Origin of the sequence: Niallia taxi, from assembly GCF_032818155.1 — a bacterium.
Lineage (GTDB): Bacteria > Bacillota > Bacilli > Bacillales > Cytobacillaceae > Niallia > Niallia taxi_A.
Genome location: NZ_CP102589.1, coordinates 3,735,115 through 3,761,446, shown reverse-complemented (window position 1 = coordinate 3,761,446; position 26,332 = coordinate 3,735,115). Strand labels below are relative to the sequence as shown.

Genomic DNA, 26,332 nt, shown 5'->3' with positions numbered 1-26,332 from the left:
ACCAATATGTATGCCTATACGTCTATAAATTAGGACACAAACATATGATTGCAGCACATTTATTGTGCAATTGGGGAATATATTATATAAATGAAGTGAAAAAAATCTTGTGGAAAATGGAGACCCTTTATGAAGTATGGAGGAAAAGCGCTAATCAATGGCGTTAAGTTTCAGTCTGATGATGTCAAAGTAATCTCAGTCCGTAAAAATGGCGAAATCAAGACGACACACCAAATTAAAGCGAAAGAGGAAGAAATCGATGACTTTGATATCGACAAATATTTGCAGAAAGTTCCCATTGTAAGAGGCATGTGGTTTTTTATCCGAACATTCCTTGATACATGGAAGTCCTTTATATCACTGTTTGTTTTTGGATTTTTATTTCTTTTTGTCATGTCCAAAGGAAGCTGGTCGATAGGAAATTTAAGTGCAACGGAGATCGAAATAGCTGTTATCATATTTATCATCTTATACTTAATGATCTTCAAGCTCACACCGCTCGGTAAATACCATGCAGCAGAACATATGGCTGCCAATTGCTTTAATAAAAACGAGGAGCTTACACTAGAAAATGTAAAAAGCCAGTCCCGTATAAGTGAAGCCTGCCACTTAAATTTGGTGATTTTTATTAGTCTTATCAGTTTAATTGTTTGGCTTATTCCGTATTCGAACCAAATAGATGGGATTGTGGTCCTTTTCGTAGTTCTGTCCCTTGCTTACGAGCTGTACATTATCCGTAATAAGCATGTTAAGAAGGTGTTGACACCGATTTATTATATTGGATACGGTTTACAATATCTTTTATTTACAGCAAGACCTGCAGCAGAACATCTTGAAACAGCTATCCGATCCCTAAAGAAAATGGCTGCCCTTCAGGAAAGCATTGACAAGGAGACAGCAGCAAAAAAGTCCGCAAGTGTGACATTTCATCCTGCTAAATAAAGAGTAGAACAGCTCAAGGGTTTGAGCTGTTCTTTTTATTGAAGATGCTTGCCTTTGTCGTATGTGTTGTTGCCGTCATCATATCTGCCAATAAAGACAGTTTTTTTGTTTCTATAGATGAACTCATAACGTAAGTCTTGTTCATCCTTGAATACAACGGTGACATAATAATGGCCTGATTTATTGTCATATGAAGGCACTATGCTTTTCATTTCCTGTTCCTTTTCTCCCGTATCCTTTAAATATTGTAAAACTTCCTGCTTTGATTTGTTTTCCATCCAAGTAAATCCATGCCATTCTCCATATGTATAAACGGAAATACCACCGATTGCCAACAGCATAATGAAAATCCATATTGATTTTTTTATCATGTGAGCCCACTCCTTTTTTTGTGTAATTTTACACCTTAAGGGCATTTTTGTCTATTTAGTTAAGTTAATGGTGATATGAAAGAAAGTTCTATTTACAGAAAACTCGTTCGTATATGTAATGAATTAATATTTATTAATATGTACATACAATTCATTTAAGTGTATTGACATGTACGTATATGTGTAATACGATAATCAAAGTTATGAAAGTGTTTACATAGTTTGTGGGACAAGAGGGGATGTGCTTTCGTAGCCAACAAATAGAGAACCGTTTTGGCTGTATGGACAGGAGCATGGATTTATTTATGCCTTGTGTACAAGGAACAGGTATATGCTGCTTTCGTAAAGCTGACACGGCAGGGAGGAATGGCGCAATGAAAAGGAATGTATCTCGACGTTTATTGATGTTTTTCTTAGCAGTTGTTCTTGTAATTCCGCAGTATCTTTTGAGTAATGATACAACAGTAGTCAAGGCAGCAGCAGACCCGGTCTTTAAAAGGGCTTCTGTCCATGACCCGTCTGTAATTGAGGCAGATGGCCAGTTCTATGTTTTTGGTTCGCATCTTGCTGCCGCAAAAACAAAGGATTTCATGCAATGGGAGCAAATCTCCTCAAGCGTGTCTGCAGACAATCCGCTGTTTGAAAATGTTCTCGAGGAGTTGAAGGAAACATTTGATTGGGCAGAGTCTGATACACTGTGGGCAGCAGATGTTATCCAGCTCGAGGATGGAAAATATTACATGTACTATAATGCCTGTAAAGGAGATTCCCCACGATCAGCACTTGGTGTTGCTGTTTCAGACAGTGTTGACGGACCATATAAGGATCAAGGCATTATCTTGAAATCAGGCATGTGGGATGAAGAGAGTGAGGACGGCTCCATTTATGATGCAACAAAGCATCCGAATGCCGTTGATCCTGACGTATTCTTCGATAAAAATGGTAAGCTGTGGATGGTGTACGGATCTTATTCTGGCGGGATTTTCATCCTAGAAATGGACCCGAAAACAGGCAAGCAGCTACCAAATCAAGGCTACGGGAAAAAGCTGCTTGGCGGCAACCACAGCCGGATTGAAGGTGCATATATCCAGTACAGCAAGGAAACAGATTATTATTATATGTACTTGTCATTCGGCGGGTTAGATTCGACTGGCGGCTATAACATGAGGGTTGTCCGCTCGAAAACTCCAGATGGACCGTATTATGATGCCGCAGGCAATGATATGACAAATGTAAAGGCAGACCCGACATTGCCGTTGTTCGACGACAAGTCGATTGAGCCATACGGTGTTAAGCTGATGGGCAGCTACTTGTTTAAACGAGAGGTAGGCGAAAGCGGGACAGGCATTGGCACAGGCTATGTATCGCCAGGACATAATTCGGTTTATTATGATGAAAGCACAAATGAGCAATACTTGATATTCCATACTCGTTTCCCAGAAAGAGGGGAACAGCATGAAATTCGAGTTCACAAAATGTATATGAATGAAGCTGGATGGCCAGTTGTTTCTCCATATGAGTATGCAGGAGAAAGCTTGCAGGATGTAGCGGCTGCAGACATTACAGGAGACTACAAATTTATTAACCATGGTAAGGATATTTCTGCAGAAATCAAAAAATCCGTGCTGATTAGCTTGAACAGTGACGGAACAATCAGCGGTGAAGTATCTGGAACGTGGAAGGAAAAGGGTTCTAACAAAGCAGAGCTTAACATCGACGGCAAGGTGTATAATGGCGTGTTTGTAAGCCAGTGGGACCCAACATCGAAAACCAATGTGCTGACATTTACAGCCACATCAAGTGAAGGTGTATCTGTCTGGGGAAGCAAAGCAGAAAGCAAAACAGATGAAGAAATTGTCGAGGCAGTTAAGAGTGGCCTTGAATTGGGCGATACAACCGCAGTTATCAGCAACTTAAAGCTTATAACAGAAGGCTTACGCGGTGCACAAATTAGCTGGAGCTCCTCTAATCTCGATGTTGTTACAAATGACGGCAAGGTAACAAGACCGACTAATGGAGCAGCGGCAACGGTGACATTGACAGCAACAATAACAAAGGGTGAAGCTGTCGCAGAGAAAACCTTTGAGATAACAGTTTTGCCAGAGGAAAAAGGTAAGCTTGCAGCTCATTATGCCTTTGAAGGCAATTTAACAGACAGCACTGGCACACAGGCAGATGGACAGCCGACAGGCAATCTCATTTCTAATACTGGTGGAGCAATTTCCTATACGGAAGGGAAAACGGGCCAGGGGGCAATTTTTGACGGAGCATCAGGAGTTCTTTTACCGAAAGGTCTTATCTCCAGTAATAAATACAGCGTATCCTTCTGGCTTAATCCAGAACAGCTGACCAACTATACGACGGCATTTTTTGGCGCAAAATCAGATGTAAACTGGATCAGCTTTGTTCCGAAAGGCAATGATGGTGTCGGCAATAACAGCATGATCTGGTCAAACAATGATGGCTGGTATGATGCAGATGCAGGCACTCAAATACAAGCTAATGAATGGTCGCATATCGCTTTTACCGTTGATAATGGGGCGCTTAATGTCTATATCAATGGGGAAAAGGCATTCAGCGGCACCGATTTCTTTAATGTCTTCACAGACAAAAATGCCTTGTTTGCACTTGGGGTAAACTATTGGGATATTCCATTTAAAGGGCTTATGGATGAAGTGCTCGTATATGACTCTGTTGCATTGAGTGAGGATATAATCAAAGATTATTACAACACTGGCACAATTCCAGTAGTTTCTGAGCCAGTAACACCAACTCCAGATGAGGAAACAGATAAACCTGAGGAAGATGACACAACGAGTCCAGAGGATGGAGCAGGTACAGATAAGCCTGAAGATAACAACAGCGGGGAAGATGGCAGTAAGGAAACAGCTGAAAATGAAGAATTGGGCAATGTCACAGATGATAGTGATAAAGATAGTGTCAAAGGCGAAGGGCATGGACTGCCTAATACAGCCACGAACTCTTTCAATTATTTGATGGCAGGTATTGCCATGATTGTTATCGGTGCATGTGCGTTTCTTTTTAAAAAGAAAAGAGCTAGAATAGAATAAGAAGAAAATCCCTCAAAGATTTAGATTTGAGGGATTTTTATTTGCAGGATAGCTGGATTATCCAATAAAGAAGTATTAGTATAAAGGTTGCAGTTTAAACTGATTATAATGAATAAAAAAATAGAAACCTACTTATAGGAGCAATAGAATGAATGATAAAAAGCAAGTAAGCACGGCAAAGTTACAGCAAGGACAAACCTTCCCGTTAACAATTAAAAGACTCGGAATCAATGGGGAGGGTGTCGGCTATTTCAAACGGCAGGTCGTTTTCGTTCAAGGCGCACTTCCGGGCGAAGAGGTAGTCGTGGAAGCGACAAAAATTATGCCGAAGTTCTCAGAGGCAAAGGTAAAGAAAATCCGCAAGGCATCACCATTTCGCGTCAAAGCACCATGCCCGATCTACGAGCAATGCGGCGGCTGCCAGCTTCAGCATTTGGCATATGACCAGCAGCTTAGAGAAAAGCGCGATATTGTCATCCAGTCATTAGAAAGACACACAAAACTGAAAATAGAAAACTTAGATATCCGTCCCACAATCGGTATGGAGGACCCTTGGAATTACCGCAATAAGAGCCAATTCCAAATCGGCCAGCAGAAAAACGGCAAAGTAATCGCAGGATTGTATGGCATCGACTCCCATCGCCTTGTCCCAATCCAAAACTGTATGGTTCAGCACCCACTGACAAACAAAGTGTCAGAAGAGGTTCGCAACATCTTAGAAGAGCTGAATGTACCAATTTACGATGAACGCACACAAAAAGGCATCGTTCGTACAATCGTGACAAGAGCAGGCTTCCAATCAGGAGAAGTACAGGTCGTGTTAATCACAACTCAAAAAGAAGTACCGCGCAAAAAACAAATCATGGCAGAAATTCAAAGTCGTCTGCCTGAAGTGAAGTCACTTGTGCAAAACATTAACGGCAACAAGACTTCCCTCATATTTGGTGAAAAGACTATCCATCTAAGAGGAGAAGAGGTCATTCAAGAAACATTAGGTGACTTAAACTTTGAACTGTCAGCCCGCGCCTTCTTCCAGCTTAACCCGACTCAAACAATCAAGCTGTACGACGAAGTCAAAAACGCTGCCAATCTGACAGGCAAAGAAAAAATCGCTGACGCCTACTGCGGTGTCGGAACAATCGGCTTATGGCTGGCTGATGGCGCAAGCGAAGTCCGCGGCATGGACACAATCGATGCAGCCATCATTGATGCCCAAAAAAATGCTGATAAACACGGCATCAAAAACGCCACATACGTAACAGGAACAGCAGAGCACTGGCTCCCAAAATGGGTCGAAGAAGGCTGGCGCCCAGACGTAGTAGTAGTCGACCCGCCAAGAACTGGCTGCGACCAAAAGCTGCTTAATGCCATCAAAAAGGTTAAACCGAAGAAGTTCATTTACGTATCCTGCAATCCGTCGACATTAGCGAAGGATATTGATTATTTGAGCAAGGATTATAAGGTAGAGTATATGCAGCCTGTGGATATGTTCCCGCACACAGCACATGTTGAATGTGTAGTGGAGTTGGTTTTGAAATAATCTTATCACCCGGATTTTATAAGGAATCCGGGTTTTTGCTTATTAATTAAATCAGATTTAGAAGGACAGGAGCATTTTTCATCGAACTGTTATTGTAAGATAAATAATAAAAAGTAAGCCAAAATGAGAAGTTGGGGAGTGGAGCAAGGTGAGTGACAATGTATTCTTTAGAATTGTTCGGTTGTCGCTTATTATTTTAATAATATTGGTTATTGTATATGGTTACTATCTTCACACAAAAGGGGCGTTACTGCCTTTTATGATGAAAACTGTTTTACCTAATCTGCTCAAGATAATTAAAGACTATGGAATTGTTATTATTATAGTAATTTCTATTTTTTCGTTTGGTTTTTATTGTGGGAGAAGGTATGGAAGTAGAGCTCGTAATTCGTAATCTATTTATCATGAAACGACTAAGAATCTCTTGCTTTCATATGAAAGTGCCAACTTACTATAGGGAAATGATAAGATAAAAAAGTCAGTCCTTCCAAAAGAAGAACTGACTTTTTTAATTAAATCACAAAGCACCCATACCGCCGTCAACACGGTACTGTACTCCTGTAATAAATGAACTTTCATCAGATGCAAGGAATAGAACCAGATTAGAAATGTCTTCTGATTCTCCGTATCTTCCTAGTGGGATTGATTTTTCCATGTCTGCTTTGGCTGCTTCAGCTTGTCCTGGTGCGAAGCCTTCTTCTAAGGAACGCATCATTCTTGTGTTGACTGGTGATGGGTGAATGGAGTTGACGCGTATTTTGTATGGCGCAACTTCGACTGCGGTTGCTTTTGTTAGGCCGACGACTGCGTGTTTTGATGCGATATATGGTGTTACATTCGGGCTGCCGCTAAGTCCGGCAACAGAAGAGGTATTAATGACACTGCCATATCCTTGTTCTTTCATAACAGCTAGTACGTGTTTTAGTCCTAGGAATACGCCGCGTACATTGACGGCAAGTACCTTGTCTAGATCTTCTACTTTTTGGTCTATTATTGGAGCGACTTTTCCTTCAATTCCTGCATTGTTGAAGAAAACATCGATTTTTCCGAACTTCTCGACGGTTTTGTCCACATAATTTTTTACATCTTCTTCTTGAGATACGTCAGCTTGAATGGTGATAACCTCGCCTAATTTGTCTAATTCGGCTTTTGTCTGATCAAGTGAGTCTTGAAATAAATCTACTAAAACAACCTTTGCGCCTTCTTCTAAAAAGCGTTTTGCAGATTCTTTTCCAATACCTCCTGCTCCTCCTGTAATAATGGCTACTTTGTTTTCTAATCTCTTCAATTTTAAAACCTCCCTATTAATTTGTTAACGCTTTCAATTAGGTGTAATTTAATTTATGGCAATTTTGTGAATTTTAGCCTTCGTTATTATTATAAGTCACTTTGATGGTGAATTTCTAATAAAACGCTTGATATCAACAGATGTACAGCTTTTTTTAGAGAGATTGGGTTTGGCTATTTAGTCTACATCAGAGCAAGATATTAGTTGTCATAAAATCGTCGAATTTCCAAGACTTGTTTGCTCGGTAAAGCAGATATAATGAATGTATAAAAGAGGTATTTTTACCACTTCTTTTACTAAACTTATGGCTATAAGCATACGTACAGATAAAGTTATTGCCATAAGAATCATATTGATAGGCCATGTGAAACAATTCACATGAATATACTTTTCTAGCCCAACCTTGGAGGGGGAAGACAATGAAGAAATTAGTTCTAATTGGAAACGGGATGGCAGGAGTTCGAACAATTGAAGAAATATTGAAACGAAATGCGGATACTTTTGAAATAACGATTATTGGGGATGAACCATACCCAAACTATAATCGCATTATGTTATCAAATGTTTTACAGGGGAAAATGACTATAAATGATATTAATATAAACGATTATGAATGGTATAAGGACAATCATATTAATCTATTAACTGGGGAAAAGGTTGTTCGCATTAATAAGGACAAGAAGGAAGTAATCACAGATAAACAGCAAATCATTGCATATGATGAGCTGATTATTGCAACGGGTTCTAGTGCCTTTATTCTGCCCGTACCTGGAAGTGATTTAGACGGTGTTATTGGTTTTCGAACAATTGGGGATACAGAGATGATGATGGAAGCAGCTCAAAACTATAAAAAGGCTGTTGTCATCGGCGGCGGGTTGTTAGGACTTGAAGCTGCAAGAGGGTTAATTGACCGTGGCATGGAAGTGCATGTTGTTCATTTATTGCCATCATTAATGGAGATGCAGCTCGATGCTGCAGCAGCAGAGCTTCTTAAGAAGGATTTAGAAGCACAAGGCATGAAATTTTTAATGGAAAAGCAGACTGCTGAGATTTATGGGGAGAAACGTGTTCAAGGCTTAAAGTTCACAGACGGTACATCTGTAGAGTGTGATCTTGTTGTGATGGCTGTGGGGATTCGTCCAAATGTTGCGATTGCGAGAGTTGCTGGCTTAGAAGTGAATCGGGGCATAGTGGTGAACGATCATATGGTTACATCAGAACCATCTATTTACGCAGTCGGAGAATGTGCAGAGCATAATGGCATTGCTTACGGTTTGGTTGCTCCGCTTTATGAGCAGGGAATTGCCCTTGCTGAGCACATTACAGGAGGTCAGGGAAAGGGCTATCAAGGAAGTGTGCTTTCAACTCAGCTAAAGGTAGCAGGCTGTGATTTGTTCTCAGGCGGGAAAATTCATGAAGATGAAAATACTCAAGCAATAATAGTACATGATCAATTTTCGAAATTATACAAAAAAATCCTGGTGACAGATAACAAAATTGTTGGGGTTGTCCTTTACGGAGATGCTTCTGACGGTAATCGTTTGTTCAATATGCTGAAAAAACAAGCTGATATAAGTGAGTATACAAGTTCTTCTGTTTTGAGCAAGGCTGGTCAGGACGGGGAAGAGGATTTAGTTGCAAGCATGAGTGCAGAGGATACGGTATGCGGCTGTAATGGTGTAACAAAAGGAACCATTGTCCACTCTATCCTCGAACAAGGACTTACAACCTTTGAAGAAGTGAAGGGCTGTACAAAAGCCGGCGGGTCTTGCGGTAAATGTAAACCAATGGTCGAAAGCATCCTTGCACACACACTTGGTGACAGCTTTGATGCTTCACTGCAAAAAACAGGCATGTGCAGCTGTACATCACTTACTCGTGACGAGGTTGTCGCACAAATAAAAGAAAAGCAAATGAAATCACCGAAGGAAGTTCGTATCGTCCTTGATTTTGCAAGTGCTGAAGGCTGTTCAAAATGTCGTCCGGCCTTGAACTATTATATGCGCATGCTGTTCCCTGAAGAGTATGAAGATGACAAAGCATCAAGATTTGTTAATGAGAAGATGGAAGGGAATATCCAAAATGACGGGACATTTTCGGTTGTTCCTCGTATGTATGGTGGAACAACAACTGCAGAAGATTTAATTAAATTGGGAGAAGCAGCGAAGAAGTACAATGTTCCATTAGTAAAAATCACTGGTGCCAGCCGGATTGGCTTATATGGTGTTAAGAAAGAGGATGTGCCGCATGTTTGGGAGGATTTAGGAATGCGGTCTGGTTATGCCTATTCTAAATCACTGCGCAACGTAAAATCATGTGTCGGTTCAGCATTTTGCCGATTTGGTACACAGGATTCTCTTGGACTTGGCATTAAATTAGAGCAAGCAATTGAGATGGTGGATACGCCGCATAAAATGAAAATGGGTGTTACAGGCTGTCCGCGGAACTGTGCAGAAGTGTTAACAAAGGACTTTGGCGTTGTTTGTGTAGAAAATGGCTATCAACTGTATTTTGGCGGAAATGGCGGTACGGAAGTTCGTGAATGTGACAGCTTAATAACTGTAACAACGGAAGAAGAAGTCATAACAATGGCAAAAGCATATGTGCAATATTACCGAGAAAATGCAACTTATGGGGAAAGAACAGCTCCTTGGGTCGAACGCACAGGCGCGGCGGTTGTTAAAGAAACACTATTGAATGAAGAAAATGTTAGTAAGCTTGTAGCTAGCTTTGATAAAGCAAGAGCAACATACGAAGAAGCATGGTCTTCTGTACTGAGCGACCAAAAGAAGCGAGATATGTTTGAAGTGATTAAAGGATAATCTTCTCGATTATACTGGAGGGGGAAATAGGATGACTGCAACAAAAGAATGGACGAAAATCATGAAGAAATCTGAACTGCCGCAACAAATCGGCAAAGAAGTTCAAATAAAAGGAAAATCAATCGCTTTATTTCATCTTTCCAATGGAGAGGTCAGAGCGATAGAGAACCGCAGCCCGTATAAAAATGGTCCATTGGCAGAAGGGATTGTCTCTGGAGAGTATGTCTTCTGCCCGCTTTATGACTGGAAGATTTCTCTTGTTACTGGACTTGTCCAAAAACCAGACAATGGCTGTGTAGAAGTATACGAGATAGAAGTAAAAGACGACGATATTTATGTGATGGTGTAAATGATGGATACAAACAAGGGGTATGTAGCATTTGTTGGAGCTGGACCTGGAGATATTGGATTAATAACGGATAAAGGGATGGAGTGCTTAAGAAAAGCGGATGTTGTATTATACGACCGTCTCGCTAATCCGCGATTACTGCGCTATACCAAAAATGAGTGTGCTTTTATATATTGTGGAAAGCTGCCTAATAACCATATTATGCGACAAGAGAAAATTAATCAGACTTTAATTGCCGAGTCATTAAAGGGCAAATATGTAGTTAGGTTAAAAGGCGGTGATCCGTCTGTTTTTGGAAGAGTTGGCGAAGAAGCAGAAGCGATAGCAGCATATAATATACCGTTTGAAATAGTTCCTGGAATCACATCAAGCATTGCCGCAAGCAGCTATGCAGGTATTCCAGTCACACATCGCGATTATAGTACTAGTTTCACTATTAGAACTGGTCATAAATGTAAAAAAAATGAAGAACTAGCTTGTGAGCCTAAGCAGGAAGCAACAGGAGAAACACTTGCTTATTATATGGGCGTTCAAGGCTTGCCGACAATCTGCAAGCAGTTATTAGCACAAGGGTATTCTCATGACACAATGGCAGCTGTTATTGAATGGGGAACGTTAGGAAAACAGCGGGTGGTTGAAGGCACATTAAGTACAATCGCAGAGAAAGTAACAGCAGCAGAAATTAAGAATCCAGCTTTAACGATAGTTGGAGACGTAGTCAAGCTGCGGTCCTCCATTGCTTGGTTTGAGAAAAAACCGTTTTATCAAAGAAAACTAATTGTTGCCAAAAGCTCATCTGAGGAAAGCTCCTTGGAAAGATTCTTTACAAATAATGGTGCTGAGGCATATGCATTTCCTGCTTTAAAGACAACTCCTCATTCTTATACGAATGAGGAATTACAGCTGATAATGGATACAGACAGATTAATTTTTGCCTCTAAAGAAGGAATAGACATTTTGTTTTCGCAGCTTTTTATGGCGGGATATGATATTCGTGATTTTCCTAGACAGATAGAATATATCTCTGATAAAACCCGACTGGAGCTTGAAAAAAGAGGGCTGCGATGTGCAAGGGCACGCTTTGACGATAGCAGTGCAGTTTTAATTGGCGATAGGTGGCTATTAACAAGTACATTCTCTGATAATCAGCGTGTTTTTCCAAGTCATACTATTGAAATAGATACCCGCTATCATGAGATAAATGAACGATTATTAACAGAGGATAATTGGGAAACAGTTGTCTTTCCAAATAAGCGGTCAATCGATGTCTTTTTGCAAGAATGGAATAAGTACAGCGACAGAGATCCAAAAGAAATGTCATTTGCAGCAATTGGTCAATCTGTAGAAAAATATGCATTGCAAAAGGGATTCAGACGAATAGATGAGCAGGTACAGCAGGAACTAGATAAAAAAGAATGGATGCGTGATCACGAATGGATGCAGTTGTATACATTGGACATGGCAGCCTTATAGCTGAAGGAAATAACCAGTATATAAATTTTATCGAAGAAGTAAAAAAGGATATGAACATACCAGTTCAAGAAATTGCGTTTTTAGAACTAGCTTCACCGACAATCTATGAAACAATGAAAAAGGTAATAAAGGCAGGAGCAAAGCAAATTTTAGTCGTACCTAATTTATTATTTGCTGCAGCACATTTTAAAAGAGATATTCCTGAAGAGTTGGCACTGATAAAAGCGGAATTTCCAGACGTAAGCTTTTATATTTCCAAGCCATTTGATCTTCATCCAAAGATGATAGATTTAGTAATTAAGCGTATAGCAGAAAAACGTACTGACAATGAAGGGACTATTTTAATTGTCGGCAGAGGCAGCAGTGACCCGGAACCAATATTAAAGCTGATGGAAATAAGCAATAATATTTATCAGAGACTGGAATCACCAGTATATACAGCTTTTTTGACTGCGGGGAAGCCGGCATTTGCTAAAGAGCTATATAAACTTCAGCAAGATTACAGCAAAATATATATAATGCCATATTTATTATTTACAGGTACGCTGTTAAAAAGGATGGAAAGCGCAGTTGCCAACAGTCGGGATGAGGTCATTCTTTGTCCGCCATTACAATACGATTCATTGCTGAAGGAAGTATTGTTAGAAAGAATGAAAGAGCAATTAATGGCCGAACGAACTAATTAAAGCAATAAAAGGAGTGATTAAAATGAAGGATGTTATTACAACTTTTAGTAATACTGCATTAACGAAGATTAATGCGCTTAATACGAATAAAAGTAAGTATTTAGTTGGTGCAATGCTTGCTGGCTTTTTTGTTGGCTTAGGGATTATTCTTATTTTTACAATAGGCGGAATGCTCACACCTGCCAATTTTGCAGGTACAAAAATTATTATGGGTATCTCCTTTGGAATTGCGTTGAGCTTAGTAATTATGGCGGGAGCAGACCTTTTCACTGGCAATAATATGGTGATGACGATAGGCATGCTCGAAAAAAAAGTAACGTGGAAGGATACTGGGAAGGTTTGGGGATTTAGCTATTTAGGCAACTTTATAGGCTCCATTCTTGTAGCATTATTATTCAGTTATTCTGGCTTAGCTGTTGGCGGAGTAGCAGACTTTATAACACATGGAGCAGAAGCGAAGATGAGTGCTCCTTTTATAGAGTTGCTTATTCGCGGTATTCTCTGTAACATCTTAGTTTGTTTAGCTGTATGGAGCTCCGTTAAGCTAAAGGATGAAACAGCCAAATTAATTATGATATTTTGGTGTCTCTTTGCATTTATCACTTCTGGATTTGAACACAGTGTTGCAAATATGACTCTAATGTCTATTGCTATAATCATTCCACATCCTGAAACAGTGTCTATTGGTGGAATGTTTGCTAATTTACTTCCAGTGACAATTGGCAATATTATCGGCGGAGCAGTTTTTGTAGGTGGGGCTTATTGGTATAATATTTCTGAAAAGACACAAGCGGTTGTTAAGTCTTTTAAGAGAGAAGCATAACGGACTATTTTGTGAATAATTTCACATTTTGTGGTGATTACACTGACTATGGAAAAGAGACCAGTTGAAACTGGTCTCTTTTCCATAGTTACGTTAGTTTGCGCCTGCATCTAAAAGTATATCGCTTATCTTTTTATACCCTAACTTCTTTGCGTGCTGCAGGGGAGTAACCCCACTTGAATCAGGGATGTTAACATCTGCACCATGGGAAATTAATAATCGGAGTGTTTCCTGTTGGTTTTTCCCGCCATCCCCCAGCACAATAGCTTCTAATATAGCTGTCCAGCCAAGATCATTGACATGATTAACATCAATTTCAGTTTGTTCGAGAAGCTCTTTAACTACATCAACATAACCGTGCTCAGATGCTGGTATTAATGCTGTACCGCCAAATCTATTTAACAGCATTGGATCTGCACCGGCATCTATTGTCAGCTTCACGATTTCCAAGTACCCCTCTGCCCCAGCGTACAGAAAGGGGTTGTTTTTCATACTATCTTGAATATTAACATCAGCCCCATTTTCAATTAGCAATTTTACTGATTCAGGGTCATTGTTATAAGTGGCAATCATTGCTGCAGTACGGCCCTCTTGATTGACACTGTTTATATTAGCCCCGTCTTCTATAAAGCTTGTAATTTCAGAGATATTGCCATTCTCGACTGCTTGAAAAAACTGCTCTTGTTCTTGAGTAGTCATTGGTTTTTTAGCCTCCTTTTTAAGATCAGGCACTGGGTCTTCTGAATCAATCACCTTCGCTTGATCAGGCTCTGATTGATTATTCTGTTGTGCAGGAGTTTTTTGACAACCAACTAAAATGATGGGTATCAATAATAAGCTTAATAGTTTCTTCAAATATACTTAGCCTCCATTTCTTAAGAATGTGCTATTAATGGGAGAGCGAACCAGATAATAATGTCCCTTTATAAAAAACAGCCTCTCTAGTTGCCCGTCTTGCAACTGCTTCAGCACTGCATGACGCCTTAACAAGATTCATATCAGCATCGTCTCCAACAACTGGCCATACTTGTTTGCCTTGCTTATCCAACGGTGTTTTTCCGCCAGTAATAAACTTAAGTGACTGTGATAATGACCATTCATCAGCATATCCATAAAGTTCTGCCAAACGGCCTGCCTTTTCTAAATTATCACCGTTGCCAAAAGGGGACCAATGGTCAGTTAGGCTATCTGTACCTAGTGATATTTGAACACCTTTTTCCTCCAATAGGGGGATAGGCATGATGAGTTTTCCGATAGGGACCGTTGAAGTAACCTCTATTCCAAGCTGAGTGAACCTTGCTGCCAATTCAGCAGCTTTTGCTTCTGGAATACCAGCAAAGCCAAACGCATGGCTGACTGTTACTTTGTTATGCAGCCGCGCCTGCTCCGTTAAATCTGCCAATCTATTCATCGTAAACAATCCTAAATGATCTCTGTCATGGATATGGATATCAATCTCGGAATTAGTGTCAACAGCCATTTCGATTATTGTATTTAATGACTTTTCGATATTTCCATCGACAGTATGAGGAACAACTCCGCCGACATGTGTTGCTCCGTGTTTTAAGGCTTCTCTAACAAGGCTCTCTACCCCAGAATGAAGTAAGCCATGCTGCGGGAATGCGACAATCTCATGTGAAATCTTTCCGGAGAATGTTTGCAGAGCATCAAGTGTAGCTTCTAAATTTTTCAGTCCTACCACAGGATCAATGTTAACGTGGGTGCGGACATGTGTTGAACCGAACCCAATCAGTAAACTTAAGATTTTCTCTGCTCTATCTTTGGCAGTCGGCAATAATTGAGGCAGCAGTTCTTTTTCCTCTGCAAAGCGATCAAAGATGCTTTTCGCTGGTGTAACGGCTTTCCATGGTCCGCCGTAATAGGTTTTATCAAGGTGAATATGCATTTCTTTAAAGGTTGGCAGCAGCAGCGATTTTTGTGCATCATATTTTATTAGATCATCACTAATTACGGTTTCTTGAGGAACAATTCTGGCGAATTTTCCATTTTCAACGAGAAGATGGAAAATGGATGTGTCTGTGCCTGTAATGGTTTCATTGTTGTACTGATATCCGGTTTCTAAACGGACGTTTGTCAGCCAATAAGAAGAATATGTCATGTTATCATCCTTTCGTAAACCCACCTGATACTAGTTTTCCACGGTACATAACGGCAGGGCGGTTTGATCTTCTAGCAATTGCTTCGGCAGAGCAGCTTGCTTCTGTAAAGACAATGCTCGCATCATCACCGACCTTTGGCCAAGCCTGCTGTCCGTTTTTATTTAACGGTGTAATACCTCCAGTAATAAACCCAAGTGTTTCGGCAAGCTTTTGTTCTGTTGATCTGCCTGTAAGTTCAGCTAACCGACTGGCCCGCTCTAAAATATCTCCATTTCCAAACGGTGACCATGAGTCGAAAATATTGTCACATGCTACTGCAACCTGTACTCCTTTGTTATGAAGGAAGGTGGCGGGAGGAATGGTTCTGCCAATCGGTACACTAGTAATAATCGAAATACCAAGCTCTGATAGCATCTGTGCCATTTCATCCGCTTCGCCTTCAATCATGTCAGCCAATGCAAACGCGTGGCTGACAGCCACTCTTCCTTGCCAGCCAGCCTCTTCTGTCAGTTGTGCGAGCCTTTTTATCGTTGCTAGTCCAAGCTTGCCTGGATCATGCAAATGCAGGTCAATATCAGCATTTCCTTCAACGGCAATCTCCATCATTTGCTGTAATGATTTCTCCATATTTCCATCCACATTAGCAGGATCGACACCTCCTACTAAACTAGCACCGTTACGAACAGCTTCTCTTACTAAATCTGCGCAGTTATTACGAAGCAATCCATGCTGGGGAAAAGCAACAATTTCAGAGGATAATTTTCCTTCATAATCTGCAAGTGCTTCTTGGATTTCAAAGAAGTTTGTGAGCCCAGCTTCTTGATAGATATCTACATGTGTGCGAATATGTGTGGAACCTGCTTGAAGCAGTATTTCAATAAGTGCCTTCGCTCTTTCCTTTGTTGTAGTGGAGAGTGAGGGAAGTACTCTTTTTTCGATTTCAAATCGTTCAAAAATACTAGCTACAGGAGTTACTGCCCGCCATTTTTCTCCTAAAATTGTCTTATCTAAATGAACATGCTTTTCTATAAAGGACGGTAAGGCCAATAAGTTATCGACATCTTTTTTTTGTAACTGGTCGTCAGGCAATGTATCAGCAGAAATAATTTTGGCGATTTTGCCATTTTCCACAAGCAAATGACAGTTTTCCGTTTCCGTTCCAATAACCACGCCATTTTCGTAGCGAAACCCCTTTTCTAAGCAAACATTCGTTAGCCAGTAGGATGAAGACATGATGCTCACCACTTTCTATTTTGATAATTAATAAGGCGAAATAAGTTAAACATAGCTGTTTACAGTAATCATAACGAACTAAAAATGCATATTCAAGCAGAAAAACTTAAAATAACTCAGTATTTTGCAAGAATACTTAAAAAAACTTATAATATAAGGAATGAGGTGAAGGAATGTTACAGGATGAAAGACTTGAGGCAATTTTTCAATATTTACAAGTAAATGAGAGAATTGATATAGAAACAATCTGTGAGCTGAATCATGTATCAAAAGATACAGCGAGAAGAGATTTGATTCTTTTGGAAGAAGCGAAAAGAGTAATTAGAATCAGAGGCGGAGCAAAAAGAGCGCAATTACACAATGAGGTTTATAATTTTGACGAGCGCGCTGAAATGGCGTTAGCAGCAAAAAATGAGATTGGCAAACTGGCAGCGTCCTTAATTCGTGAAGGAGATCATCTCATTTTAGATGCATCAACAACAGTTTTGGCCTTAACAAAATACTTATCAAGCCAGAATCATAATATTGTGACCAATTCAATGGATGTTGCGAATGAATTATTGGGAAAAGAAAATATCCGCATTAATCTGTTAGGCGGGACGGTTTCTAAAAATCATCGCGCCATATATGGTTCACGGGCAATTAAAGATATCCAAGATTATAAAGTAAACAAATGCTTTATTGGAACCTGCGGTATATCTGAAACGGGTCTATCTACGTCCATTGAGGAAGAAGGCCTGCTAAACCGTGAAATGGTAAGAAGTTCTGATACAGTTATTGTCCTTGTAGATTCTACGAAGTTTAATAAAACCTTTTTCCAAAAAGTATGCGGTTTAGAGGACATTGATATCGTTATTACGGAAAAGGAAGTGCCGGAAAATATGCTCGAAATACTAGAAAGGCACAATATCCAAGTAATTTCTGTTATAGATGAGCTCAAAAAGTAAAAATATAAAACTTTTTTTAAATTCCAGTTGTTTTCCATTTTAGTACATTATACGATGTGTTCAGACATCGATGTACTTTAATGGAAAGGAAAGAAAAGATGAAACCTAGTATAGAGATAATGCCGTCTTGCACAGTCATCTATATGAGACAAATAGGCCCATATGGACCTGAGAATCGACGATTAATGGAGAAATTCAAAGGTTGGCTTGATGCTAACAACCTGCTGGAGCAGAAATCTAGTATTTTCGGTATTGCCCAAGACAATCCCTTACTGACAGCACCGGAGGCTTGCCGATACGACGTTTGCTTAATTGTTCCTCAAGGTTTTATTACAGATGACAAGGAAGTAAAGCTAAGGGGTATGAGCGGAGGGAAATACGCTGTCTTCAAAATAACCCACACAGCAGAAGCTGTTCAAAGGGCATGGGATGAAGTATTTCTAGTATTGGATGCATTGGAGTTTAAGCTTGATAAAACGAGACCTGTGTTGGAGCGGTACAGCATGGAGCTTGTTGGGAGTCATTATTGTGAGCTTTGTGTTCCGGTTAGTTAATGGTTATGGATGTATGAGTTTGTTCCTCTGGATAATATAAGTACTCTGCCCCAATAAGATTTATTATTGGGGTTTTCTCTTTAACAGTGGAATTTTTTTTCTGAAAATTGTCCATCCTATATAGGAAAATACGACAGTAAAACGGAATTTAATAATGGCAAACAATAATTCTATAAACCTTGGAGGATAACATGGGAAGATTAGTACATTTCGAGATTCATGTTAGTGACATGGATCGGGCAAAGAAGTTTTATGGAGAGGTATTCGGCTGGACATTTCAGGATTGGACGGAATATGCCGGAATGCCTTACTTTGGAGCGGTAACAGGTAAGGAGGAAGAGTTGGGTATAAACGGGGCATTAATGCAGCGGCAAGGCCCAGCTCCTGAGTCTACCCAAGCATTGAATGGATTTGCTTGTACGATGGGAGTAGAAAATTACGAGCAAAGTGAAGCGAAAATATTGGAAAATGGCGGGACTGTCGCATTGCCGAAATATGCTCTGCCTGGAATGGCTTGGCAAGGTTATTATAAGGACCCAGAGGGGAATATTTTTGGGATTCACCAGCCAGATGAAAATGCGAAATAATTATCATAAGCATTACAACTCCACTAAGGTAGATAAAGGAAACTTTATTTGCTTTGTGGAGTTTTTTATTTGGAATAGCCGGAGTGTCATTTATGGGTTTTTGTTTTTCAGACTGGTACATGTTGAATAGTGTTCAAATGGTAAAATTAGAAATAAATAACAAGTAGGCAACGAACGATGTCGTTGCCTACTTCAAACAATTATCTGCTTCCAACCTCATCAGTTACCTTCAACACAATATTATCTCGCGTTGCACCAAGGCGGTCGAAGCTTCCATACTTCTCTCGAACTAGGAGCAGGACTGCTCCTCCAAGAATACTCGGAATCGCAAAGGCCATAAAGGCACTTTTTGGTTCAAGGTTTGTGGCAAGTAACAAGCCGATAATGATTGGGGCGAGTATGGATCCAATCCGCCCAAATCCAACTGTAATGCCGACTCCTGTAGAGCGGATTTCTTTCGGATAAAACTCAGAGATATAAGGATTTGCCAGGTTTTGTGTACCACCAGTGCAGGCTCCTCCTAATGCGATTAAAACATAAAGCAGCAATGCATTTGATGTTAGGCTTAGTGCGACGAAGCAAACTGCGCCAATCAGCAGCATGGAAACAAGGACATTTCGATGTCCGATTTTATCAACGAGATAGCCGCCAAGCAATGATCCGATAATTTGGCCGACACTCAATACAAGTGTAAACGAAAGAGCGGATGTTAAGCCATAGCCTGATTCTTGCATGATTTTTGGCAGCCATGTGTTTAAGCCAGAAACCATTAGAAGACTGCAGACAACGAAAATCCAGAAAGCAAAAGTACTGATAGCACGTCCGTTTGAGAATAGTTTTTTTAGTGGTGCGCCACTTTCAGCTTCTTTTCCTGTTGCAAATACATACTCATCTGTTTCTTTATAATTGCCACTCGGATCTATTTGGTTCATGATATTCGCTATTTTGTCCTTTTGCTTGCGCGCTGTGTAATAGGAAATTGATTCAGGGAACTTCTTCAAAAAGATTGGCAATGTGAATAATGGCAGAATGCCAAGCCAGTATAGAATTCTCCAGCCGAAATCCTCCAACAAGTACATGCCAAGCAGTGAAGCGAAGATTCCGCCGACAGAATAACCGCAATACATCGTCGCTACGATTAATGCTCTATTTTTCTTAGGGGAATAGTCGGTCATCATGGCAATAACGTTCGGCATTAAACCGCCCATTCCGATTGATGCGATAAAACGCATAATTGTAAAGATAGTGACAGTCGGTGCCAGTCCTGAGCCAAGTGTGAAAACACTGAACAGGAACATGCAGATTGCTAATACCTTTTTGCGGCCGATAATGTCTGCGACAGGGCCGAGGATAAAGGAACCGAGCATCATCCCGACAAGTGTATAGCTTCCAACCGCTCCTGCTTCAACAGATGTTAGCTTAAAGTCCTCCATCATTAACGGCAAGCCTACACCGTACATGGCAATATCAAAGCCGTCGAATGCAATTGCGTACACACACCATAAATAAACTAATAAATGAAACCGATTGAACTTGCTTGCCGCAATTACAGCAGAAGGGTTAATGCTCCGTGCTTTAATCGTCGTTGATTTTGTTGTCATTATTTGTTCTCCTTGCTATGTTTGATTGTGTATGTATAATAGCATGGCAAAGCTGATATAGAGTAACTGTTAATTTAGATAATTGGTTATAGCGTAAAGCTATAACAACAAGGTGATTTACATACTTTGGATATAAAAGCGTTTTCTTTCGAGAAAAGAAAAGTCTGGTATTTATGGAATGGCTCGTTTCTGGTTATAAACCTGTTTTTCTAGTACTATATTTAAATAGATAGTAAATGAAAAGAGTTGAGGTATTTTACTGTATGAATAAGGAGTTTACAATAAATCCTGATGCGTGCTTTTCTAAGCAAGAGCAGAAGGCGTCCCAATATTTCCAAGAGCTTTATGGACAGGTGGCAGAAAAGACCTTTATCCCAATCCTGACAAAGGATTTTGCTGAGTGGAAGCATAACCATATTCAACCTCCTACTATTTTCTCGCTTTTTTCCCGGCGAAAGGGCAAGGAAATTTCGTCGGGATATCAGCATTATATCCACTGGTTGAATCAAACAGGCAAACTTGATAATTATTTGGATCGCAGCGTTTCTTATCTTTATATGAGAGATTTAGGGAAATCCTTAGAATCACCGGAAACACTTGCTGGGATCAGAAGCTCTGTTGAGAGCTTGAAAAAGCATTTAACTGGTAAGAATAAAGAAAAAATCGGGATTTTCAGTATGGCGGGTTTGTATCGTTTTGCAGAGAAGGAAGGTATCGAGCCGACGATGATTTGGCTGATGGATAAGCTGAAGTCCGTTTCCGCCAATATTCCAGCAGGAATGGATGCAGCAAACGCCCAACGCAAGCTTATCAAAATTATTGCTGGTGTTATCATGCATGTTTTGGATGAATTAGAGGATGGAACAGAGTCTGCTATTCGCTCGCAAAAGCTAAGCGAAGCAATAAAGCTCGGGTTTTCTTATGGATTGACATACCCGTTCATTGATGACCTCTTTGATGCAAAAATATTATCTTCAGAGGAAGAAAAACAGTACTCTCATTTAATTCGAACGGCACTTACTTCAGGAAATGTTCCTGAATTAGGAGAGTGGCTTGGAGATAATGCTGAATTAATCTTCTATATTCATGCTGAGCTGCGAGAAGCATTTGAATATATAAAGGCAAACCAGCGCGAGGAAATGATTAAGCCGTTTTTAGAGCAGGCTTATGTGTTTTTTCATTCCCAAGAAGTTGATCGGCATAAAAATCTCTCTAACAGAAATTACACAAATGAAGACTTGTTTATCCCAGTCATTTTAAAGTCATCTTCTTCCCGCTTAATTGTTCGGTCTGTCATAAGTGCACAGCTCGAAGAAGGCTTTGAGAGCAGATCTTTTTTCTACGGAATATACAACCAGCTTGCAGATGATTTTGCTGATATGTTTGATGATTGGCAGGATGGATCTGTAACTCCTTACACGTATTATATGAAGCATCATGGTACACGCTCTGACTTGATAAATCCTTATGAACTGTATTGGACGGTTATATCCCACTTAATTCATAATGTGTATAACTCGGACAGGAAGACGTGTGAGGTCATATTGGACCGAGCAATTAACGGTTTGAAGCGTTTTAAGAAGAAGTGGGGAACAGACAAGTACAACCAAACAATGGAGCTTTTCGCATCTGCTATGCCAGAGTTTAATCGAATCATCCAAAAAATGGTTAAAAGGGCAGATGATGTTGATTTCTTTGATAAGCTTCTTAGAGATCATATGGTAGGTGTCCTCCAAAGTGACAGAGCGGAGCAGGAACAGTTTTTTGAACAAGTTAAAACGGTACGCAGCCAGATTAACAGCGCCATGACGATAGAGAGCTCGGAAAATAGTTTGTTTGCAGAGCCGCTCACTGATGGAGCGAACTACAGTCTGAATGGTGACGGGAAACGATTAAGACCAATTATGACATGGTTTATGGGTGTTCATGGCTATGGGTTGGACGGCAAAGAAATATTACCACTGCTGCGTTCACTGGAATATATGCATACAGCCTCTTTGATTTTTGATGACCTGCCATCACAGGATAACGCCAATATACGCAGGGGCAGACAGACATTACATCAAGTTACGAACATTGCAGTTGCTGAATTAACTGGTCTTTTTCTAACACAAAAGGCAGTAGAGGAGCAGACTTCCCTTAGCTCCTTTGACCCAAAGACTGTGCTGCGTTTAATTGAGTATTCCTCCAAAAGGACTGCAGACATGTGCAAGGGGCAGGCGATGGATCTGGACTCTAAGGGCAAAATCTTAACTCTTGATGAGCTGGACAGGAAGAGCTTCTATAAGACGGGAATGGCATTTGAGGTTTGTTTAATGATGCCTGCCATTCTTGCAAAGGCAGATGAAGCGGAAATGGACATATGGAAGAAGTTTTCCTACCATGCCGGTATTGCTTTTCAAATTAAGGATGATTTGCTTGATGTAGAAGGAGATACAAGTCAGCTTGGAAAGCAGGCTGGAATTGATGCAGATAACAACCAAACCACTTTTGTATCGATCCTCGGGATAGACGGAGCGAAAATGGCGATGTGGGAGCATTATTGCCTTGCTGTTGAGACATTAGAGCAAGCACCACGCAATCCAGCCTTCTTAAAACATTTGCTCGATTACTTTGTGAACAGAGATCGATAAAAGATAGAGCAATTGTCGTTAACTAGAGCAGATTAATAATATTCTATTCGTTAATAGATTAAGCCCTGACAAAGCAAAGACAAGAACAATAAATAAAGTATGTCGCCTAAAAGAAGACAAAAAAATATATAATAAAAAGAGAATATTGATTGTCTTTCATTCTCATTAGGAGGTAGTAGTGTGGCTGAAATTAAATTTGAAATCACTGAACATATTATGGTTCTATCTGAATCAGCAAAAGGGTGGACAAAGGAGCTGAACTTAATCAGCTGGAATGGCCGTGAACCGAAATATGACATCCGTGACTGGGCTCCAAACCATGAAAAAATGGGTAAAGGAGTAACACTTGATTTGGACGAGGTAGTGAAGCTGAAAAAAGCATTAAATGACTCTAGCCTATAAAATACATCTTTTAAAAATGTACAGTCATCACTGTACATTTTTATTTTTTTACAAAATTGTTAAAAAGCATGAAAACCCTGACGGAATAACCATTACAGCCGCCTTTTCTTCGGAAAACAGAAATTTCGGGAATGAAAGTAATTTCCGGATGTGTTATTATTAAGAATATTAAAACTACTCATTGATTGGTATATGATGAGCTTAGGAGCGCGAACGGCATGCTAAGGTGGAAGCGAAATTTACTTGTGTTGTGGGTTGGTGTTTTTTTTACGGCAGCGAGCTTTTATATGGTCATTCCGTTTTTGCCGATTTTCCTGCTGGAAATCGATGTCCATGAGCATACAGAGCTATGGGCAGGAATCTTATTCAGTTCAGCGTTTTTTGCTGGAGCACTTTCCTCACCGTTTTGGGGGAGAATTGCTGATAAATATGGCAGAAAGCCAATGATAGTCAGGGCAGGCTTTGCTTTGTTTATTATTTACACATTGGCTGCATTTGTTACAAATCCTTATGAATTACTTATATTAAGAATTTTGCAAGGACTGCTGTCAGGCTTTATTCCTGGTGCGATTGCTTTAGTTGGAACAAATACGCCGACAGACAGAGTAGGGTATGCACTATCAATGGTTGCCACAGCAAGTGCTACCGGTGGAATAGTCGGGCCGCTGCTTGGTGGAGTTATGGCAGAGCTGGTCGGTAACAGAATGGCATTTGCTAGTGCTGGTTTTATCGTTTTTCTGGCAACGTTTTTAATTATCTTCTTTGTAAAAGAGGAGAACTTTAAACCGAGCAAGGAAAAGGGATCTGTTAAAAACGACATTAAGATTGCATGGTCAAACCGGCCACTGATGCTCGTTATGCTTCTGACAATTGTTACTTCTTGTTCCATTCTGTCCATTGAACCAATTCTTCCGCTGTACATTGTTGATCTAGGCGGAACAACTGCCAATGCATCGTTACTTGCAGGGGTTGTCTTTTCTCTCCCTGGAATAGCAAGTGTGCTGTTTGCGCCCTATTGGGGTAAACTGGCAGATAAAATTGGCTTTAACAGAATATTGTTTATCGGTTTGCTTGGCGGCGGGTTAGGGACTCTCTCTCAAATCATCTTCCAAAACATATGGGGCTTCTCTATTACGCGGTTTGTATTCGGAATTTTCTTCTGTGCTGTTTTCCCGGCATTGAACGGACTTGTAGTTAAAGCGACGGCAGAGGATTTTCGCGGCAGAGCGTTTGGCTTGAACCAAACTGCCAACCAGATTGGCGGAATGATTGGACCGATGCTCGGCGGATTTTTAGGCGGTATCTTCCCAGCGTATAGTGTTTTTATTCTCACAGGAGTGCTGTTGCTTGCTGCATCAGCAATTGCTTATCAGAAGGATGATCGTTTAAAGCAAATGGTATTCAAAAAAGTTATGCATGGAAAGCAATAGCCTCCCAAAGAGTGCTGGTACATAATAATAAAAATTGTTACGTACACTAAGCTCTGGAGGTGTTATAAATGACAACAAAAAAGAATGATAAACAAGAAGGCGTTAAAGGAAATTTATCAAGAGCCTATGACCATGAATTCGCGAATGAACCATTGTCAGAAGCAGAAAAGAAAAATAACAAGAAAACAAAAAAGCGTCAATAATAAAACGGGCCCGCTGCTTGCCGGCCCGTTTCTTTTTTTACCAGATTGCTTCGACCCACTCAGGGTGGTCAATAAATGGATTTCGATTATGCTGGTAATCTGTAAAGATGACTTCATTCCTGTTTCGTTCAAAGTCATCGACAGGATCAAGTTCATTCCAGCGTTTTAATGTCGATAGTTTTCCGTGTAATGGAGCAGAACCATTACTTACTTTTTCTGATACTTCTAAATCTAATTCGCCACTGTCACCTTCGTAGCGCACAGCCATATAAAAAATCATTCGGGCAATGTCACCTTTGACCTCGTCACGGGGCTCCCAAGAGTCACTGTCAGCGAAAGTATCTGGTGCTTCCTTCTGGGCAGTTCCACCATCATCGAAGTCTTTGTTTCCGCGTGCTGAATTGACAGACACATCTGTAGGGCGCAAATGGTGCAAGTCAGTGCCTGCTCCCATTGATGTTCCAAAGTCGCCGTGAGATTTCGCCCAAACATGCTCCCTGTTCCATTGATCGACACCACCGCCGTTGGAGGTTTTGCTTTGCGATCTGCCTGTATATAGCAATATGACATTATTGCTGTTATTTGGATCCTCGTCTGTATGGCGAAGTGCATCCCAAACAGCACTGTAAGAAAGCTTTGTATGATCATCGATTATCTCATGCAAAGCAGTTTTAAGACTTGAGCCTGTTTTACCGCTGGCACTGTTATAATAGCCTTCATAGTTACCAAAAGGTGGGGCTTGCTCTGAATCTTCTTCAGGCTCATTTGGAACTGGAGTTGAACCTCCAGTGCTTTTTGACATAGCTGTTACATTTTTTAATCCAGGGTGAGAGAAGTAGGCTGAAGTGCTTCCCGTTACGATAATTTTAGTACCAATCAAATTAGGATTTGATTTTAGTCCAAAGCTCGCTCGAAAGGATGAGGGAATTTGCACATATAGCATAGAGCCAGCGTTTTTTTCTGTTGGGTTGTCTGCGAGAGCGATTGCATAATCGTCAGAGAAGCTGCTAGTTTGGACGGAGGAAGCGGAAGTTGGCTTTCCGACTATGTATCCTTCTAGTTCTTGAGTTGAACCGTTCTGTGTCCTTATTGCTTCCGAAACGGACAAAGTAGCAGCTTTTGTTGTAGCTGCAGGGAAAAGCGAGACTGCTAAAGTAAAAATCACGAAAAGTAAAAAAGAGATTTTTCCACTTTTTTTCATCATTTACCTCCCTGTTTCATATAGTATATTGCTCTTTTAACATAACATAGTTATTT

The 26,332-nt window shown here is 40.3% G+C and carries 22 protein-coding genes; 15 read left to right on the top strand and 7 right to left on the bottom strand.

The features are described 5' to 3' along the window. Positions 1 to 129 precede the first annotated feature (129 nt). Positions 130 to 942, top strand: a complete 813-nt coding sequence (locus tag NQZ71_RS18760; RefSeq protein WP_144456072.1) for a DUF1385 domain-containing protein — start codon at positions 130 to 132, stop codon at positions 940 to 942. Between the two features lie 35 nt (positions 943 to 977). Here the strand turns inward: NQZ71_RS18760 and NQZ71_RS18755 are convergent, their stop codons facing one another. Beyond that, positions 978 to 1,313 carry a DUF3139 domain-containing protein gene (locus NQZ71_RS18755; RefSeq protein WP_260054064.1) on the bottom strand — a complete coding sequence of 112 codons (336 nt, stop codon included), beginning with the start codon at positions 1,311 to 1,313 and terminating at the stop codon, positions 978 to 980. 374 nt (positions 1,314 to 1,687) lie between these two features. Here NQZ71_RS18755 and NQZ71_RS18750 point away from each other — a divergent pair, with 374 nt between their 5' ends. Both NQZ71_RS18750 and rlmD read left to right on the top strand, forming a co-directional pair. Further along, positions 1,688 to 4,384 (top strand): arabinan endo-1,5-alpha-L-arabinosidase AbnB, encoded by a 2,697-nt coding sequence (locus NQZ71_RS18750; protein ID WP_144456068.1) that lies wholly within the window; start codon positions 1,688 to 1,690, stop codon positions 4,382 to 4,384. A 148-nt stretch (positions 4,385 to 4,532) separates the two neighbouring features. Next, complete coding sequence (rlmD, locus tag NQZ71_RS18745) at positions 4,533 to 5,924, top strand: 23S rRNA (uracil(1939)-C(5))-methyltransferase RlmD (protein ID WP_317011127.1); 1,392 nt, start codon at positions 4,533 to 4,535, stop codon at positions 5,922 to 5,924. Positions 5,925 to 6,441: 517 nt separating this feature from the next. Here the strand turns inward: rlmD and NQZ71_RS18740 are convergent. Beyond that, entirely contained in the window at positions 6,442 to 7,212 is a 771-nt protein-coding gene (locus NQZ71_RS18740; RefSeq protein ID WP_317011126.1) for an SDR family NAD(P)-dependent oxidoreductase, read from the bottom strand. Positions 7,213 to 7,631: 419 nt separating this feature from the next. Here NQZ71_RS18740 and nirB point away from each other — a divergent pair, with 419 nt between their 5' ends. The 5 genes from nirB to NQZ71_RS18715 are packed head-to-tail and all read left to right on the top strand — an operon-like array spanning position 7,632 to position 13,365. Further along, a complete protein-coding gene (gene nirB, locus NQZ71_RS18735; protein ID WP_317011125.1) occupies positions 7,632 to 10,034 on the top strand; it encodes a nitrite reductase large subunit NirB in 2,403 nt (800 codons plus the stop codon). A gap of 31 nt (positions 10,035 to 10,065) precedes the next feature. After that, positions 10,066 to 10,383, top strand: a complete 318-nt coding sequence (nirD, locus tag NQZ71_RS18730) for a nitrite reductase small subunit NirD (RefSeq protein WP_144456060.1) — start codon at positions 10,066 to 10,068, stop codon at positions 10,381 to 10,383. Further along, positions 10,384 to 11,856: a uroporphyrinogen-III C-methyltransferase gene (cobA, locus tag NQZ71_RS18725; RefSeq protein WP_275009555.1), complete on the top strand. Its 1,473-nt coding sequence runs from the start codon at positions 10,384 to 10,386 to the stop codon at positions 11,854 to 11,856. It begins immediately after the preceding gene. Then, positions 11,817 to 12,542 (top strand): sirohydrochlorin chelatase, encoded by a 726-nt coding sequence (locus NQZ71_RS18720; protein ID WP_144456058.1) that lies wholly within the window; start codon positions 11,817 to 11,819, stop codon positions 12,540 to 12,542. Before cobA ends, NQZ71_RS18720 begins: the two co-directional genes overlap by 40 nt. Before the next feature lie 22 nt (positions 12,543 to 12,564). Further along, the gene (locus tag NQZ71_RS18715) at positions 12,565 to 13,365 is read left to right on the top strand and encodes a formate/nitrite transporter family protein (protein ID WP_275009554.1); all 801 of its coding nucleotides are present in this window, start codon (positions 12,565 to 12,567) and stop codon (positions 13,363 to 13,365) included. Positions 13,366 to 13,458: 93 nt separating this feature from the next. On the opposite strand, the gene NQZ71_RS18710 is transcribed toward NQZ71_RS18715, so the two are convergent. The 3 genes from NQZ71_RS18710 to NQZ71_RS18700 all read right to left on the bottom strand — a co-directional run bounded on the left by NQZ71_RS18710 (position 13,459) and on the right by NQZ71_RS18700 (position 16,718). Continuing rightward, the gene (locus NQZ71_RS18710; RefSeq protein WP_394374134.1) at positions 13,459 to 14,118 is read right to left on the bottom strand and encodes an ankyrin repeat domain-containing protein; all 660 of its coding nucleotides are present in this window, start codon (positions 14,116 to 14,118) and stop codon (positions 13,459 to 13,461) included. 136 nt (positions 14,119 to 14,254) lie between these two features. Beyond that, entirely contained in the window at positions 14,255 to 15,484 is a 1,230-nt protein-coding gene (locus tag NQZ71_RS18705; protein ID WP_317011124.1) for an amidohydrolase family protein, read from the bottom strand. Positions 15,485 to 15,488: 4 nt separating this feature from the next. Then, complete coding sequence (locus tag NQZ71_RS18700) at positions 15,489 to 16,718, bottom strand: amidohydrolase (RefSeq protein ID WP_275009552.1); 1,230 nt, start codon at positions 16,716 to 16,718, stop codon at positions 15,489 to 15,491. A gap of 173 nt (positions 16,719 to 16,891) precedes the next feature. On the opposite strand from NQZ71_RS18700, the gene NQZ71_RS18695 reads away from it, so the two are divergent. From NQZ71_RS18695 to NQZ71_RS18685, 3 genes are all read left to right on the top strand, one after another. Then, positions 16,892 to 17,665: a DeoR/GlpR family DNA-binding transcription regulator gene (locus NQZ71_RS18695; protein ID WP_260054070.1), complete on the top strand. Its 774-nt coding sequence runs from the start codon at positions 16,892 to 16,894 to the stop codon at positions 17,663 to 17,665. Positions 17,666 to 17,763: 98 nt separating this feature from the next. Beyond that, positions 17,764 to 18,219, top strand: coding sequence for an AraC family transcriptional regulator (locus NQZ71_RS18690; RefSeq protein WP_275009551.1), 456 nt, complete (start codon positions 17,764 to 17,766; stop codon positions 18,217 to 18,219). Between the two features lie 191 nt (positions 18,220 to 18,410). Next, positions 18,411 to 18,806, top strand: a complete 396-nt coding sequence (locus tag NQZ71_RS18685) for a VOC family protein (RefSeq protein ID WP_144456046.1) — start codon at positions 18,411 to 18,413, stop codon at positions 18,804 to 18,806. A gap of 200 nt (positions 18,807 to 19,006) precedes the next feature. Here the strand turns inward: NQZ71_RS18685 and NQZ71_RS18680 are convergent, their stop codons facing one another. After that, positions 19,007 to 20,407, bottom strand: coding sequence for an MFS transporter (locus tag NQZ71_RS18680; RefSeq protein WP_235856705.1), 1,401 nt, complete (start codon positions 20,405 to 20,407; stop codon positions 19,007 to 19,009). Between the two features lie 263 nt (positions 20,408 to 20,670). Here NQZ71_RS18680 and NQZ71_RS18675 point away from each other — a divergent pair, with 263 nt between their 5' ends. The 4 genes from NQZ71_RS18675 to sspO all read left to right on the top strand — a co-directional run bounded on the left by NQZ71_RS18675 (position 20,671) and on the right by sspO (position 25,075). Further along, entirely contained in the window at positions 20,671 to 23,040 is a 2,370-nt protein-coding gene (locus NQZ71_RS18675) for a polyprenyl synthetase family protein (protein WP_144456045.1), read from the top strand. 180 nt (positions 23,041 to 23,220) lie between these two features. Continuing rightward, entirely contained in the window at positions 23,221 to 23,442 is a 222-nt protein-coding gene (locus NQZ71_RS18670) for a YdbC family protein (RefSeq protein WP_144456043.1), read from the top strand. A gap of 218 nt (positions 23,443 to 23,660) precedes the next feature. Next, positions 23,661 to 24,872, top strand: coding sequence for an MFS transporter (locus NQZ71_RS18665; RefSeq protein ID WP_144456041.1), 1,212 nt, complete (start codon positions 23,661 to 23,663; stop codon positions 24,870 to 24,872). 68 nt (positions 24,873 to 24,940) lie between these two features. Next, on the top strand, positions 24,941 to 25,075 hold the full coding sequence (gene sspO, locus NQZ71_RS18660; RefSeq protein WP_275009548.1) for a small acid-soluble spore protein O: 135 nt from the start codon (positions 24,941 to 24,943) through the stop codon (positions 25,073 to 25,075). Between the two features lie 37 nt (positions 25,076 to 25,112). On the opposite strand, the gene NQZ71_RS18655 is transcribed toward sspO, so the two are convergent. Next, entirely contained in the window at positions 25,113 to 26,279 is a 1,167-nt protein-coding gene (locus NQZ71_RS18655; RefSeq protein WP_222118271.1) for an endonuclease, read from the bottom strand. Between the last annotated feature and the right edge of the window lie 53 nt (positions 26,280 to 26,332).